The sequence below is a fragment of the Collimonas arenae genome, from assembly GCF_000786695.1.
Lineage (GTDB): Bacteria > Pseudomonadota > Gammaproteobacteria > Burkholderiales > Burkholderiaceae_D > Collimonas > Collimonas arenae_A.
On the sequence record NZ_CP009962.1, the window covers coordinates 829101 to 843155 of the forward strand.

The 14055-nt window shown below is 49.6% G+C and carries 17 protein-coding genes; 5 read left to right on the forward strand and 12 right to left on the reverse strand.

The features are described 5' to 3' along the window. Window positions 1-29 precede the first annotated feature (29 nt). From LT85_RS03710 to LT85_RS03725, 5 genes are all read right to left on the reverse strand, one after another. A complete protein-coding gene (locus LT85_RS03710) occupies window positions 30-1037 on the reverse strand; it encodes a YqaJ viral recombinase family protein (protein WP_052134618.1) in 1008 nt (335 codons plus the stop codon). Window positions 1038-1104: 67 nt separating this feature from the next. Next, window positions 1105-2064 (reverse strand): DUF932 domain-containing protein, encoded by a 960-nt coding sequence (locus tag LT85_RS03715; protein WP_038485432.1) that lies wholly within the window; start codon window positions 2062-2064, stop codon window positions 1105-1107. 130 nt (window positions 2065-2194) lie between these two features. After that, the gene (locus LT85_RS26380; protein ID WP_156117422.1) at window positions 2195-2341 is read right to left on the reverse strand and encodes a hypothetical protein; all 147 of its coding nucleotides are present in this window, start codon (window positions 2339-2341) and stop codon (window positions 2195-2197) included. Between the two features lie 95 nt (window positions 2342-2436). Next, window positions 2437-3795 carry an antiviral reverse transcriptase Drt2 gene (gene drt2, locus LT85_RS03720; RefSeq protein WP_253273658.1) on the reverse strand — a complete coding sequence of 453 codons (1359 nt, stop codon included), beginning with the start codon at window positions 3793-3795 and terminating at the stop codon, window positions 2437-2439. Window positions 3796-4108: 313 nt separating this feature from the next. After that, complete coding sequence (locus LT85_RS03725; protein WP_038485438.1) at window positions 4109-4546, reverse strand: transcriptional regulator; 438 nt, start codon at window positions 4544-4546, stop codon at window positions 4109-4111. Window positions 4547-4671: 125 nt separating this feature from the next. On the opposite strand from LT85_RS03725, the gene LT85_RS03730 reads away from it, so the two are divergent. The 4 genes from LT85_RS03730 to LT85_RS03750 all read left to right on the forward strand — a co-directional run bounded on the left by LT85_RS03730 (window position 4672) and on the right by LT85_RS03750 (window position 6428). After that, a complete protein-coding gene (locus tag LT85_RS03730) occupies window positions 4672-4863 on the forward strand; it encodes a hypothetical protein (protein WP_038485441.1) in 192 nt (63 codons plus the stop codon). 56 nt (window positions 4864-4919) lie between these two features. Beyond that, window positions 4920-5141, forward strand: a complete 222-nt coding sequence (locus tag LT85_RS03735) for a hypothetical protein (RefSeq protein ID WP_038485444.1) — start codon at window positions 4920-4922, stop codon at window positions 5139-5141. Window positions 5142-5247: 106 nt separating this feature from the next. Continuing rightward, complete coding sequence (locus LT85_RS03740; RefSeq protein ID WP_156117423.1) at window positions 5248-5778, forward strand: hypothetical protein; 531 nt, start codon at window positions 5248-5250, stop codon at window positions 5776-5778. Window positions 5779-6137: 359 nt separating this feature from the next. Beyond that, complete coding sequence (locus LT85_RS03750) at window positions 6138-6428, forward strand: hypothetical protein (protein WP_038485453.1); 291 nt, start codon at window positions 6138-6140, stop codon at window positions 6426-6428. Window positions 6429-6875: 447 nt separating this feature from the next. Here LT85_RS03750 and LT85_RS03755 read toward each other — a convergent pair whose 3' ends face one another. The 5 genes from LT85_RS03755 to LT85_RS03775 all read right to left on the reverse strand — a co-directional run bounded on the left by LT85_RS03755 (window position 6876) and on the right by LT85_RS03775 (window position 12151). Next, window positions 6876-8147, reverse strand: coding sequence for a tyrosine-type recombinase/integrase (locus LT85_RS03755; RefSeq protein WP_081992001.1), 1272 nt, complete (start codon window positions 8145-8147; stop codon window positions 6876-6878). 452 nt (window positions 8148-8599) lie between these two features. Then, entirely contained in the window at window positions 8600-9184 is a 585-nt protein-coding gene (locus LT85_RS03760) for a dihydrofolate reductase family protein (RefSeq protein ID WP_038485455.1), read from the reverse strand. A gap of 14 nt (window positions 9185-9198) precedes the next feature. Continuing rightward, window positions 9199-9729, reverse strand: a complete 531-nt coding sequence (locus tag LT85_RS03765) for an SRPBCC family protein (RefSeq protein WP_081992004.1) — start codon at window positions 9727-9729, stop codon at window positions 9199-9201. Next, window positions 9671-10024: an ArsR/SmtB family transcription factor gene (locus LT85_RS03770; RefSeq protein ID WP_038494962.1), complete on the reverse strand. Its 354-nt coding sequence runs from the start codon at window positions 10022-10024 to the stop codon at window positions 9671-9673. The genes LT85_RS03765 and LT85_RS03770 overlap by 59 nt, the downstream gene beginning before the upstream one ends. A 726-nt stretch (window positions 10025-10750) precedes the next feature. Further along, on the reverse strand, window positions 10751-12151 hold the full coding sequence (locus tag LT85_RS03775; RefSeq protein WP_253273659.1) for a PLP-dependent aminotransferase family protein: 1401 nt from the start codon (window positions 12149-12151) through the stop codon (window positions 10751-10753). A gap of 281 nt (window positions 12152-12432) precedes the next feature. Here LT85_RS03775 and LT85_RS03780 point away from each other — a divergent pair, with 281 nt between their 5' ends. Continuing rightward, window positions 12433-12666, forward strand: a complete 234-nt coding sequence (locus LT85_RS03780) for a hypothetical protein (RefSeq protein WP_038485461.1) — start codon at window positions 12433-12435, stop codon at window positions 12664-12666. 164 nt (window positions 12667-12830) lie between these two features. Here the strand turns inward: LT85_RS03780 and LT85_RS03785 are convergent, their stop codons facing one another. Together LT85_RS03785 and LT85_RS03790 are read right to left on the reverse strand one after the other, a co-directional pair. Further along, window positions 12831-13268, reverse strand: a complete 438-nt coding sequence (locus tag LT85_RS03785) for a VOC family protein (RefSeq protein ID WP_038485465.1) — start codon at window positions 13266-13268, stop codon at window positions 12831-12833. A 307-nt stretch (window positions 13269-13575) separates the two neighbouring features. After that, window positions 13576-14004, reverse strand: coding sequence for a hypothetical protein (locus tag LT85_RS03790; RefSeq protein WP_038485468.1), 429 nt, complete (start codon window positions 14002-14004; stop codon window positions 13576-13578). Window positions 14005-14055: the final 51 nt, after the last annotated feature.

Genomic DNA, 14055 nt, shown 5'->3' on the forward strand with positions numbered 1-14055 from the left:
CTTCGGTGAACTACTGAGCTACGGATGAACTACGTGGTGACGAGGAAACGACGACTGCCTGGTTTGAGGAGGGGGTAGCGCTGCGGTATATCAGGCTGGTCTTTCAGTAGGGACGCCATGTCAATGCCACGGCTGTCCTTGCTGCGCTTCCAGCTGACGCTGCCAGTTTCAAACACTGCTGTGCTGGCGTCTTCCATGCGTTGCTGGATTTTTTGTTTCAACTCTGCTTCGACTTTTTCTCTGGCGCTGATATCATCCCGAACTGCAACCAGATCGGCAAAGGCACTGGACAGGTCACGGTCGTGAGTAAGGTCAAGACGATTCCCCGAATCGTGCGGATACAGGCAACGTAATGCAACATCAGCAGAATCACTACCATCGGCTGGTGGTGGCGTATCGCTTTCAACGTAGTGCCAGAATTGCCGTTCCAGTTCTATCAGCCGAGCGATCAGGGCATCGTCACGATCAATCCGATGAATGCGGATTTCCTGCCCGCAAACCAGAACGCAAACGTCGGCAGAAGCCTTGTTGGTCACGGCAAGCTGATGTTGTACCTGAAGTTGAACATATTCCGGAACACCGTCTCGCCATAGCCTTGAACCGAATTCGCCGGCAGTTTTACACTCAAGAATCTGAACGTCGCTGACACCGATAATTTCCCGGTCAATATTAGCTAGCATCCAAGCCTTGTCCGGGTCAGGGTGCTGAAGGACAGCGTTGATTTTACGAACACGATTGCCGGTACGTTTCGTGTAATGCGCAGCAACGATAGGCTCCAGCAACGTTCCCCAATACATGGGCGAAGACTCGTCGTTGGGATCGATTTTCGGCAGACCACCATCCCGGCCGGTTTTTATCATCCACAGCTCCAACTGCGACTGGTAAGGATTGAGGCCAACCGCTGCCGCTGCATCACTACTACCAATGCCGTTTTTTCTGACCGTGAGCCAGTCCTCCCGGTTTAGGTCATTGGTTTTTACAAGCCTTAATGCTGGCCGGTTCGCTTTGCTTCTCACGACTCTTTCTGCAATGCTCATGTTGCGCTCCTTCAAATGAAAAAGCCCCGGCGAAGGCCGAGGCTTGTGCTGCAAATTGCGGGGATTGTTAGGCAACCATCAGCAACGCTTGCTCCAGTGCCTTCTGCTTCAGTGTGGCTCCGGGACCGAACCATGCTGATTCCAGGCGATGATCCGTACTACGGGCCCGACGCTCATGATCGACATACTCGGTAACGGAGTTCAGCAGGCCGAACGCTGTTGCTTTGGATGAGGCTAGTTCTGCGCCTTTCCCATGCCCCTCGTACAGCGCCTGTACCCGTTTCATGGCACGTTCATTGGTTAGGCCGGAAGCGGTGGTAGCTTGGTCGGTGAACACACGCAGAAAATAATTCATGGCTTCGTGGGATTTCACCTTGCGTTCCGACAGGGTTTTCATACGATAGATAAAGCTGTCCCATCCAGAGACGGAAATACCTAACTGCTTCTTGACTGCCTCAGGGTTAAAGGACGTGCTGTGGGGGACCTTGACTGCGCCTGTACCATTGGCAAGTGCCACCGCTAGCGTGTTGTTGCAGACCACACGAACGCTCGTGAACTGGGCCGTGGTTGCTAGTGTTCCGTCGCATGCAGTTGCCAACAGCAGGTAACCCTTGATGGTGTCGTCACCCTTCAGCGTTGCCGACTGGTTGGTTTTTGCCAGCGCCCAGATCTTCTTTCCCTCTTTCAGCACGCCAGCAGTTTCCAGCTCGAAGCCGGAAATCTCTGTCAGGTCACGGTAGAACTCCAGAATTTCACGGGGCTGGACGACCTGGTAACGGTTCGAGACGACGGACAGTGCAGCCTCGGTGTCGGAACGGTAAAGCACTTTCTGTTCAGGGAAAGACATGATTGCACCGAGGCTGCCAGCGCTCTCTGTCATGAAACGCACTGGGCTTTCCTTGATCTGCCAGTCCATGCCTGCTTGTTCTGCCCAGACTTCGATGGACTGCTTGGCGGCTAGTTTTTTGCCGAGACCATGCCAAGGTGTTTCATTGGCGTATGCCATTGTTTCTACTAGATGTGCCATGTTGTGTTCCTTTTCGTTTTTGATGCACGTAGCAAAGCCGCTGCGAATAGGCAGCAAGAGCGAGGGCAGTGCGTTGAATGGTGGAGAGAAGTGCGGGGACTGAGGTGGTTACTGTCGGACGGGGTGCTGTTCAGGCGAATTCCGACCCTTGATCGAAACCATATTCCTGATCTCGATCACGCATGTGGCGGTTCAGTCTATCTTTCAAATAGCTGGCAATGACGGAGATGGCTTCCACCAGCAGTACGAGCAAGAAACTCATTAGCGATGCGTTCATACGGGGCCTCCTTGGTAGGTTGATGGGGATTTATTTCCATCGTTCTTATACCAAGATGCAAGGCCGATATTTAATGATCATGCAAACTTTATGGCTTATTTTAGAATCTCTTTTTGTACCCGTAGCCAAAGACATCTTAGTTGTTTCTTGATACTTTTCGATTGCATCATTTGTGCTGCTCGATAGCCGTAGGTAATAAAATTCCGACGGCCAACGCATGTGTAGCGTTTGTATATTTTTCTTTTGAATAGTGCTTTTGCTGCGTCCCCATTCGCCGTTCGTACCTCATTCTTTTTTTTCATTGTGGCTTTAGCGAGCCGGATTCCCCGTCTCATTCGGTCAGAGTAGCGTGCTAAAGATGCTGAGCGAAGAAGAATGCGCTGGCCGTCAAAGAGAAATCCAAGATACTGGAGTGGCTTTGACGACTGGAGCTTTCCGGCAACAACTGCAAAATCTCGTTGTTCAGTTTTTTCTGACTGGATAATCAGCAACAGTTTCTTAATTTCAGCTTCAGCTAAATTCAGCGCCTGATTTTTTTCCTCAGCAGGCACTATCAAAAGCATGTCGTCACAATATCTAAAATAGCGGCCACCGCATTTCTGTACATAGCTATTAATTACAATGTCAAAAGCGAGCATGTATATGTTCGACAGCAAGGCACTAATCGGTGAGCCTTGGGGTATTCCTTTAGTGCCAGTTTGACGTTTAATTATCTTTGCTTTTCTAACTTTTTCTCGAAAGTCTTCAACGGAACAAAGCCGTTTAGAGTTGCCGCCAGGATTGTGAATTGAAATATCCAGCAGCGCATATAGTTCAGTTTTACCGACTTTCGCATGATTTGTTAGCGAGCGAAACACGGCATAGTGATCGCCGGGTAATTTTTCCTGGCCAAGAATATTGGCCCAGGAATTTTTCAACGTTTCATGATCCAGATTATCGAAGAAACCTTTGATGTCCAGACATATGACATGGCAATTGTCACGTCGTTTGATTTCATCGAAGACATCTGCTGCAAATTCGATATTACTTTTTTTCAGAGATCTGAACGCAATCACACAGGTATCAAGTCCATTTTCGTGAACCGCTTGTTCGTAGCGCTTTGCAAGCATGTAAGCGTAGTAGGAGTAGATATGGCTATCTATGTGGGCGGCGTAACAAATTGGCCGTATTTTAGGAATTTTTTTTAGCTGATTGGTTGATGCCTCTCGCTTCACCTTAATAGATGTTGCATTAAAATCAATGAGAGGATAAAAACTGTGAGTTTCAACTCGATGCGGACTCGTCACAATTTTTCGTGCGGTCGCAAATCCGATGGGATTATCGAAATGTCGGTAGCCTCGTCTGCGGAACCAAGGATGCTTTTTCTTAAACAAGCGTACCTTTTCAGGATGGACTAGCAAACCGGGAGAACGAAGATGGCGGCAATCTATTGACCGTTCTCCCGGATTAACCAAGTAGTATTTCTCTACCATCTCACTCAACAAGTTGAGCCAAGCCGCATATGTTAGAAATGCTTCATACTATTAATATCACTATGGAGGCTTCCTTGCGGAATCCAGGCACAGTTCTGTTATCAATCTGCTTTGCCAAACTTGCTTTCTGGCTCAGTGGACTTGACAACCTGTAATATTCCTCTACATCTACACGTAGAGCGCATTAACTATACTCGTTTTTGTTGATTTATTGCAAAATTTTCAGTTTTTTTCGAAAATTTCCCTTGATCTGTCGCCTTGGTATTGGCGCTAGTCAATAGGGATTTCTCTATTCCTATTTCAACCACATCTCCTGCTCAAGCGCAAACTGATCAACGATTTCATTGACCAAGTAGCGCCGATGCTCCGGTAGCGCCCGAATCCGAGCGAGTAGCTTAATCTCATCCGCAGTCGGTTCGATCGCCGCTGCAGTTTTTCCCTTCGGTGGCTTTCTTCCGACTGTGATCTGAGGCCGCTCTTCGGCGATGCCATAGCGTAACCATTGCGGCGAAACATTCAGCCACGCCGCCAACGTTTCAATCTTGTCCGGTGCCGGTCGGTTTAAGCCAGTCAGCCATTTCTGGGCACTCTGCTGGGTAATTGAATCGCCCTGGTATAGCAAATTGAATTGCAGCGCCAGCTCCGTCGGCGTGTCGATTTTTTTCTTGCTGCGCTTGAGCGCCTGCTTCAGTCGCAGAGCAAAGGCTAGCTTTTCATCTTGTGGGCTTGACATAACCCCAAGTGTGAAACACGTTTAATTGTTCTTGACGCCTAGTAAGGTGTTGTAAGATATCAAATGGTTGTTTTTACTAACCCGCATGGCGTTCGGTTTGGAACGCATGGTAACGAGGCAATGCGATGGAAAATCTTAATGATGGCGAAAGTGCCGACGAGATACAGCAAGCCGAACGAGGAGCGAGGCGAATGCAAATGGAGGCATTGGCGGCGGAAACGGCTAGGACTATTTATTTCACTGCTATCGCTACGCTTACAGGCTTGGCCATTAGTTCCCTGTGGGGAGCGATGCAAAAACGCAACGGCGAAGAATAAGTGGCATGCATTTTTGGCAATTTCCCCGTAATTTCAAACGTACAGTTGGAGCAGTCATGAGTCTGAAGAAATTTCTTGATGCGGGCCTAATGGTCATGGGGTCGCCGTATGACACGAAACTTAAACCCCTCGGGAGCATGTCCGGAGCTGCCCAGAAGCGGCAAGGCTACGCCGATAGCAATGGCAACTGGACGGATCGGGGATTTGACCGGGCTACGTCAACGGACTACCAGGGCCTTGAAAAATCACGTAAGGCAGTCATCAAAACCAAAGCCTGAGCAAGGCGGTAGGAATTGCGAAGCCTTGCAGCACTTGGCGGTCTTCTTGTAATCGGTCTGCGGTAGATATTTCAGGTTTTGAAAGAAAGGGAATGCGTAGAAAAATATGAATATTAATAATACAGATACCATCGAAACATCGAGAAAGAGTCCCGCAGTAGCAATGATCTGGAGCCTCGTTTGTTCGGGATTTGGCCAATTCTATAACGGTGATTTTCAAAAAGGCGGGGCATTTTTTATTTTTGCAATTCTTTTCGGCATTGGATTTTGGCCGCTATTGATCCCGTTGGCCATTTGGAGCATTGGTGACGCACATCATCGTGCTGTCGAAATAAACCAGGAGCTCGACAAAGAACGGCAATATGAAATCGAACAGAAGAATAAAACGGAAGAGATTGCTTCAACCAGAACCAAAGTTGCTGATCTGGTGATCAAGGTGGAAAAAATTTATGCGTTGAACAAAAGCGGCTTATTGAGCGAAGAGGAATTTCGGTCAAAAGTATCGCACCTTATCAGCGAGTTGTCCGAGAAGAAACCCTTCGAGAATGCGGAAGATTTTTTAACAGCGCTGATTCCCCTGGTCGGTTCTGATGCACTGAACGGTGATGATTTATCGAGGATCAAAGCGGTGCTCTGATTGAGGGGCGTGAATTCTCCGTGCCTAGACCCGCCTAGAGCGGGTTTTGATTTTTACCACGTTATTTTCGACACATCCCCATAGTCGAACTAAAATAAGAATGACAGGCAGTTAACAAGTAACTGTCAGGTCCATATAAGAAAAATAACAAGGACAAACATGTACCCCCTTCCACAAAATTACGTAAAGATTGCCGTTGATAGAATCGGCGGAGTTACCAAGTCAGCAAATGCTATGGCCGTGTCAGGAACGACCATCCATAGCTGGATCAAGCAAGGCAGAATCATAAATATAGACAGAGCCAAACTGATGGCGAAGCTAAGTGGTGTAGAGCTCCAGCAGCTTAGGAGCACCTACTGATGAGCGACAAACAACTCAAGCAAAAATCCGTGGCCGTCATTAATGCGGCATTGAAGCTGTATCGTGGTCCGGCGTACGTTAGCCCGCCCAAGAAGGTAGTCGGTTATGCTGACTACCAGAAGTTGACCCGGCACCAGATTGACCAGGGCGTAATATCGCTGGTGCATGCCTGTAACTTATCTGGCGGCTCGGTAGAGGATATGGACCTGTACAAGCTCGTGCGGACCTATCTATGGCATCGAGAGGCACGTGCTGAGATCAACGCAGTGGTAAGGCGCTATGGCCTTTGAAATCGCCTTCTTGATCACGTGGTTTCTGTTCTCGCTGGAGTCGAGGTTTGATGACGGGAAATGCGATGAGCCGAAGTGACCGCATTGGTAAGTACAATTCCAACAAGGGAATGCACCTACTTATTTCGACGGCGCATTTTGGATGTCACTGGCTGATGGCATCCCTGTCCCGCAAACAACAGAGATGTTGTAAATTTCAGTATCACACTTAAATTGTTTGAAACGTTATAAAATCACATCGATTTATTAGGCCAATTACTTGAGAGAAATTCTTGTGTTAAATATATGGCACTGGGAATATTTTCCCAATGGCCGACCGCCGGAGCCACCAAAAGAGCCGCAGCAACCAACAAAAAATTAGCGGACGCTGCTTGCACAGCGAGCGCATGGACGTGTCAATGCCCACAGAAATGATGGGCATTTTTATTTCGTCATATACGTTGATTGTCAGGCCCATTGCACGGGTGTATTTGTTGCTAGATTCACAGAGTATTTCACAGCAATTTTTTGCTCTTTCCGAGCCGGTTCATAACTGACACGAGGGATGAGATTGCAAATTTCCAGGAGCTTGTTTGCCCAAGACGTAAGCGCAATTTTTTTCTCCTGATCGTACCCATGCCTATCATATACAGCAGTTACCGATGAATCGACATGGTTAAGTATTTTGGACACGACTAAGCGAGGCGTACCCATGCTGGATATCATGCTGGCCGCAGTCCTGCGCAAGTCATGTGGTGTGACATTGCTGATGCCTATTGACTCAAGATTGATGCGTAGAGCGTGGCTAATGGATCGAACGGTTAATGGCTTATCACCGATTCGTGATGGCAACCAATATCGGCTATTACCAGATAGTGCCTTTAGCTTAGCCAAAAGTTCCAGGGCCAGGTCTGTCAAGTAGACACGATGCGCTATGCCATTTTTTGCTTTGGATGCTGGGATGGTCCAAATGCGTGTTTCAAAATCGACCTCTGACCATTCTGCCGAAACGATTTCACCTTTGCGCTGAGCAGTGACTAATTCCAGTTTGAGAGCAGATATCACAGGTGCAGACATTGCTGCGCCTTCAATATTGAGCCAGAACGTCCTGATTTCGTCCAAACTCAAAATCCGATCACGTTGGATACTCAGAGCCGGCTGTACTACATTGGCGCATGGATTTTCCGTAATGATTGATCTTTGAATGCCAAAATTGAACATTTTTCTTATCAGCGCAAGAACTCGATTTGCCGCAATCGGTGCTCCTCGTTCAATGATGCGGTCGAGCAATGCGTTTACATCACGGCGAGATATATCCGCTGCTTTCAAAGTCCGCCAGAAAGGAAGTACATCATGGTTGAGCATGCGCTCGTCCTCTTTTCCCGATTTTTTCCGTGCAGCATGGCGAAGCAGGTATTCCTTTGCCAGATCATCTATCGTCGGTGCTGAGCGGATTTCTGCCCGTTGTAGTTGAATCGGGTCGCCGGGGTCAATATTTCGTTCTAAATTTTGTAATGCTGTCGCATGAAGACTTCTGATTTCGGCAACTCCGATCGTCGGATATGTCCCGAAAGTTATTCGGCGGGCTCTACCACTGAAATGGTAGACAAAGACCCAAGATTTTCTGCCGGTCTTGGATACTCTCATTCCCAAGCCTTTTTCGTCGAACCAAACGTCTTTGCGATCCTGTCCCGGATTAGCCCGCAAGCTTTTTACTGTTGTGTCATTTAATCTAGCCATTTTTGTCTTTCTTATATAAGTAGATTAATTATATTTGGGTAGCAGCTGGGTAGCAATATGGCTGAAATAGTGAGAAACAACAGGCGACAAATTAAATGACTACTCCTTTAAAAAATATCCTAACACATTGAATTTTAAGGATTAAATTTGATGCTCATAATTTCCCTGTGTTTCAAGGATCCTTGACTTGTAATCAGGGGGTGGCGGGTTCAAGTCCTGCAGCCAGCACCAGAATTTAAAAGGCCCACCGTTAGGTGGGCCTTTTCTTTTTTGCGGAGCAAGTTCTAAAGCGCATACGCGCCCAATGACAGCTTCCGACCCAAACCCGACTATCGACCAAAAAAGTGCGTACGTCAGATTTGCACGGACAAGCGGACATAGCCGTTTCAGACGTCACCGGCAGTTCACCCTTCTTTGCGATCATTTCCACCACGAAATATCAGAACCTTGCATTATTGATTTCGTTTCACCTCGTATTGCAGGCACGCTACGCCCGATGGGAAAACTTTACTATTCATCAGCATGAGTGGGGTTCTGTCTTTTATGTTTTTGAACAAGGGAATGCCTTGCCCCAGCAGAATCGGATTGACGAATAGCCAATACTCATCGATAAGGTTTTCCGCCATTAGCGCGTGAGTAGCTGAGGGACTGCCAAATATTAAGATTTCGCTGCCCGCGTTATGCTTGAGCTTGCTGATTTCGTCGCTTAAATTGCTACTGATAATTTGCGTATTAGGGTGATTTTTTTCCAACAAGGTTTTCGACAACACCACTTTGTGGGCAGATTTATACCAACGCGAATGCGCATGGTCATGCGGGCTGGCGTCAGGCTTATCGGCAGCAGTTGGCCAGTACGACTCCATCATCTGGTAGGTCGTGCGCCCATATAAAGCGGTGTCGGTCTGCTGAATCCGCTGCTCCACGTATTCAAACAAGTCGGGGCTTATGCTTATCCAGGCCAGACCCGCCGGGCCCTCAGCGGTGGAAGCGGCAAAACCATCCAGCGACACATGGACAAACGAAACTATTTTTCTCATGATTTTCTCTTTGATTAAGTTTTGATTACATAGCCTGCGAGGCGCGCCAGGGTTTGGTTCCCGCCTTCAATCGCACCAATTTTCTCCAACGCCATCTTGCGTGCTTCCGCATCGGGAAAAAACAAATGTATCGTCACTTTGGTTTGTCCATCCACCACCTCGAACGTCCATATCGCCTCAAAAATCGCATTCGGGTCGCCTTTGTACGTGCCACCAGTGCAAAACTCGATGCGGTGAGGCTTGTCGATCGCGGTATACACGCTGCGGTTGGGGTAGTTTTTTCCATCAGGCCCGTGCATGACATGATGCCATTCGCCCCCCACGCGAAAATCCATTTTCTCCAGCGTGTTGGTAAACCCATTCGGCCCCCACCAATGCACGACATGCTCAGGTTTGGTCATCGCCTCCCACACTAATTCGCGCGGCGCGTCTATCAAACGTGACATGATTATTTCGCGGTCGCTGGTATCAGCATTGTTCGCGGCATTATTTTTTCTTTCCTGCACTTTTCGTCTCCTCGGATTGAAGGTTTTTAAGATACGCATCCAGGCGATCCAGGCTCTGCTCCCAGTGCTCGCGATATTGGCCGATAAAATCGGCAGCCTCGTGCAATGGTGCGGCATTGAGCTGGCAGGGGCGCCATTGCGCCTGACGACCTTGTGTGATCAGTTTGGCGCGCTGCAACACCTTGAGGTGCTTCGTTACGGCTGACGGGCTTATCGAGAACGGCTTGGCAAGTTCGGCGACTGATGTCTCGCCCATTGCTAATCGCGCAAGAATTGCGCGACGCGTTGGATCAGCGAGGGCGGCGAAGGTGATACTAAGTGGGTCGGTATTCATATATATTACATCCAATGGTTAATTAACCTAATGGTGTAATATAAATTGCCTTAAAACCCGTGTCAATGAAAATTCCCTGATTGCCGGCATGACAAGGTGCTGCTCATCCATGGGGAAATCACCGGTGGTTGCATGGAGGGTGGAGCTGCCGTACGTAGCGCGATTTTTTTGGATGCGACCGGCCGGTCTTTGGGGATATCGGCCGTTCGCGAAGCGATATTTTCTGTTTGCGCACTGGCCGGTTATGGCCGATAGCGGCCATCCAGATTCCATATAACTTTATCAGAAAGTCATTGCTTGCTCGCCATATTTAGGCGCTTGTTCTTGCTCCGCAATAAATTACCGAATGAGGCTCATAAAGGCTGTGCGAGCCGCTATATAAGACGAATTGCGGAGAAAAATTTAGGTTAAGTTGTTGATTTTATTGATTTCTGGCTAGGACTTGTAATCAGGGGGGCGGGTTCAAGTCCTGCAGCCAGCACCAGAATTTAAAAGGCTCACAGTTCGGTGGGCCTTTTCTTTTTTGCGGAGCAAGTTCTAAAACGTATACGCGCCCAATGACAGCTTCCGACCCAAAGCGGACGTTGTGCTGCACGGCTAACGCAGCTTTCTTCCAGTCTGTTCACTTTCGCGCGTGATCTCACGATAAATAAACACTGAGGCAGCAAACCAATGTACGACCGTTTTCAGAGAACTCCCGGATGAAGCACAGTGTTTCCTGGACAGTTAAACCACAGCAGCGCTGAACGACTCGGGCCGCCGCGCAAGCAGATGAGACAGCCGTTGAAGACCCGCTTGTAAGCGTCCACGGTCCTTGATGCTACCCAAACAGATCCGAATTGCATTCACGGATCCGCTGCCAGTTGCGAATGCCTCCGCCGGCGTGACTGCGATGCCCTCGCTGTTGGCTGCACGCGCAAGCTGTGAGGAGTTCCAATACGCCGGCAACTCGAGCCATACATGCAGGCCGTCTCCGGCGCCGCTGTACCGCCCCGCCAGAATATCCCGAGCCATCCGGTGGCGCAGGCGCGCCTCGTTGCGTACGCCTTCCATCAATCCGTCAGCCGAACCGTCGAGGATCCACTGAGTGGCCAGTGCGGCCGTTAGAGGAGCGACCATCAGCGCAAATGATCTTAGCGCGACCAGGAAACGTTCGCGTTCGTGCGGGTCGCGTATTAACACGAAGGCGACACGTAAGCCGGGCGTCAGGCATTTCGACAGGGTTGAGATGTAGGACACCTGTTCCGGGGCAAACGTGGCAATAGGTGGTGGCGGGGCATCGGCAAGGAGCCAGTAGGGATCGTCCTCGACGATGCGTACGTTGCAGCGCTTCGCGATGCTGGCGAGCTCCTTGCGCCGGCGTTCCGGAATGGTGATGGCGGTCGGGTTCTGTAATGTCGGATTGAGGTAGACCAGTCCAGGCTTGTGCTGGCGGCACGCTTCCTCAAGCATCTCAGGCACCATCCCGTGCTTGTCCGCTTCCACCGCAATGATGTGCCGGCCGAATTGGGTTCCTGCGGCACGCAAGCCGGGATAATTCGTTGGCTCTGCCAGGATAATATCGCCAGGCTCCGTCAGCGCAAGGATCAATGCGGCGATCGCCGCTTGCGCACCCGGACAGACAACAACCTGTCGAGAATCCAGATGTCCAAACATCGGTTCGAGCCATTTGGCTCCAGCCTTACGGTCGGAGTCGCTTCCCCCGCCCAGGTGGTAAGTCATCAGCAACTCAGTATCTGCCCTCATCAATACTTGAGACAAACCTTGTTTCAACATGTCGTCGAAGTCGACGCCATCCGGCGGTGGTGGGGTATTCATGCTCAGGTCGAGGATCGAGGTCAATTCGACTTTCGGCGCCGCGACATAAGTGCCTCGAGCGCCGCGGCCCTCCAACAAGTTGCGGCGTCTGGCTTCGTCGTATGCGCGCGTGATCGTCGTCAGGTCGACGTCCAGCTGTGCTGCCAACTGGCGTTGCGGAGGTAGACGGTCACCCGGTTTCAGCGATCCGTCTATCACCGCCGCCTGCAACGCATCCGCAATCTGCAAAAAACGTGGCCCGCCGTGCACGGCCAATCGCGGCAACCAAATTGGCAAATTTTCATCTTGCATGGTTTTCAACTGGGACATTTTGTCTCAATGTATGGAAATTGTTTTAAAGTAGTATGTCTCAGAGCGTGCAGCAACACCATCCTTGCATGGTAGTTGCTGACGTTTTCTCCTCTCTCATCCGCATTCGGCAAATCACTCCGCTGGATGCCATTGTTATTTCATAGATAGATGTAATGAAAGATTTCAAGCAGGATGCCTGGGAGGATGGTTTGAACAAAAAATGGAGCTGCTGAAGCAGCGTTTTGAGGTAGTGCTCCTCACGATAGATAGTGTCAAGTAATAGCCTGGAAATACTCAAAATGGTGGATTGGATCCCTATAGTCTTCGTTACATTCAAGGTTCTCGTGCTCGGCACGGGCATGTTCTTCGCCATCAAGTGGCATTACGATCAAGGGAAGAAGGGGAAGGAGAAGCGAGCGGTGCTACGCGCGGGCGGCAAAGTGGCCGTAGTCTTCGTGCTATCGCTCCTGAGCCTGGGGCTCGTCACCTTCGTCCTTAGCAGGAAGCTCGGTTTGGACTTGACCTCCCCATGATGGCAAAGAATAGTCGGCCGATATCCAGTGATGCGGCAGCAATTCCCCGATGCGGCTATCGACCCAAAGCTGCCAAATAGCTTTCCCGATCGCCGCCGTTCAAAGCTCGGCATGAGCCGCGGCGCGTAGCGCTGTCCGTTGTATGTTGCTGTTAGACGTCATGGCTACCCTAGCTCTTGGGCGAGCCCGATGAGGATTCCTTCGGGCCCTCGGATGTAGCATAGCCGATATGTGTTTTCATACTGGACCACTTTGCCGACGAGCTCCGCGCCGCGTTTGACGAGTCGGGCGAGCGTATCGTCGATGTCCTCCACGGTAAACATGACGCGTAGGTAACCGAGCGCGTTTACTGGGGCGCTGCGGTGATCGGTGACCACAGGCGGCGCGAGGAATCGGGACAACTCGAGTCGGCTGTGACCGTCTGGCGTACACATCATGGCAATCTCGACGCGCATGTCGCACAATCCAGTGACACCATCTGCCCAGTCCCCTTTGATTGGGGCTCGCCCCTCGAGCTCAAGGCCAAGTTCGATAAAGAACCCAATGGTTGCATCGATGTCTTCCACCACGATGCCGACGTTGTCCATTCGTTTGACCGTCATGATGTCTCCTTGGTGTCTAACTTTGTTTTCGGGCGCAGTTTTGCTACATAAATAAGGCGAACTGCGCCGTCAATCTGGTGTGCAAGCAACGTGTCAGGTCTCAATCGCGAGTGTCTGCACTTGGCCGATTGCAGCCATCCAGATGTCGGCTAACTTTATCAGAAACTCGTGACTTGCTCGTCATATCCAGTCGCTAGTTCTTGCTTCGCAATAAATTAACGAACGAGGCTCGTAGAGGCTTTGCGGGCTGTTATATGAGACGAATTACGGAGCAAAATTAATGTTAACTTGTTGAGTTTATTGATTTCTAGCTCAGACTTGTAATCAGGGGGGGCAAGTCCTGCTGCCAGCACCAATATCTAAAAGGCCCGCAGAGATGTGGGCCTTTTTCTTTTGCGTCGCAAAGAGTGTTTTTGCGGAGTATCTGTCCCGATTTTCGCTTCTCGACGATTGTGGTCCCTACCACTTTACTGAGTACAGTTTTCGTATCTACATTAATTACCTGAGACCCCCATTTCATTGAAGAATAATTGAGGGGCGTCTTGACCGTGTAAACCTGACCTGGTTCGGCATCAAATTCAATCAGAAGGGCATTTTGGCTTATTACTCCTTTGGAGGTGAATAATTTTTTCAGGCTTCGACGTCTTGGAATAAGTTTGTAACGTTTGATCCAACTCACCCCATGCCATTTTCCATCAATCTCTTGAACCAATAGGCTCGCTTTCATTTCACCCATTGTTATCAACTCGGTTAACAGAAAGTAGTAAGTAGTAGATAAATTCACTGC

Coding starts and splice junctions, on each gene's coding strand:
- LT85_RS03760 (WP_038485455.1), bottom strand. CDS start 9,184: ATGAGAAAAATAGTTTCGTTTGTCCATGTGTCGCTGGATGGTTTTGCC.
- LT85_RS03785 (WP_038485465.1), bottom strand. CDS start 13,268: ATGACGGTCAAACGAATGGACAACGTCGGCATCGTGGTGGAAGACATC.
- LT85_RS03780 (WP_038485461.1), top strand. CDS start 12,433: ATGGTGGATTGGATCCCTATAGTCTTCGTTACATTCAAGGTTCTCGTG.
- LT85_RS03740 (WP_156117423.1), top strand. CDS start 5,248: ATGAATATTAATAATACAGATACCATCGAAACATCGAGAAAGAGTCCC.
- LT85_RS03735 (WP_038485444.1), top strand. CDS start 4,920: ATGAGTCTGAAGAAATTTCTTGATGCGGGCCTAATGGTCATGGGGTCG.
- LT85_RS26380 (WP_156117422.1), bottom strand. CDS start 2,341: ATGAACGCATCGCTAATGAGTTTCTTGCTCGTACTGCTGGTGGAAGCC.
- LT85_RS03715 (WP_038485432.1), bottom strand. CDS start 2,064: ATGGCACATCTAGTAGAAACAATGGCATACGCCAATGAAACACCTTGG.
- LT85_RS03710 (WP_052134618.1), bottom strand. CDS start 1,037: ATGAGCATTGCAGAAAGAGTCGTGAGAAGCAAAGCGAACCGGCCAGCA.
- LT85_RS03730 (WP_038485441.1), top strand. CDS start 4,672: ATGGAAAATCTTAATGATGGCGAAAGTGCCGACGAGATACAGCAAGCC.
- LT85_RS03775 (WP_253273659.1), bottom strand. CDS start 12,151: ATGTCCCAGTTGAAAACCATGCAAGATGAAAATTTGCCAATTTGGTTG.
- LT85_RS03725 (WP_038485438.1), bottom strand. CDS start 4,546: ATGTCAAGCCCACAAGATGAAAAGCTAGCCTTTGCTCTGCGACTGAAG.
- LT85_RS03765 (WP_081992004.1), bottom strand. CDS start 9,729: ATGCGTATCTTAAAAACCTTCAATCCGAGGAGACGAAAAGTGCAGGAA.
- LT85_RS03770 (WP_038494962.1), bottom strand. CDS start 10,024: ATGAATACCGACCCACTTAGTATCACCTTCGCCGCCCTCGCTGATCCA.
- LT85_RS03750 (WP_038485453.1), top strand. CDS start 6,138: ATGAGCGACAAACAACTCAAGCAAAAATCCGTGGCCGTCATTAATGCG.
- LT85_RS03790 (WP_038485468.1), bottom strand. CDS start 14,004: ATGGGTGAAATGAAAGCGAGCCTATTGGTTCAAGAGATTGATGGAAAA.
- LT85_RS03755 (WP_081992001.1), bottom strand. CDS start 8,147: ATGGCTAGATTAAATGACACAACAGTAAAAAGCTTGCGGGCTAATCCG.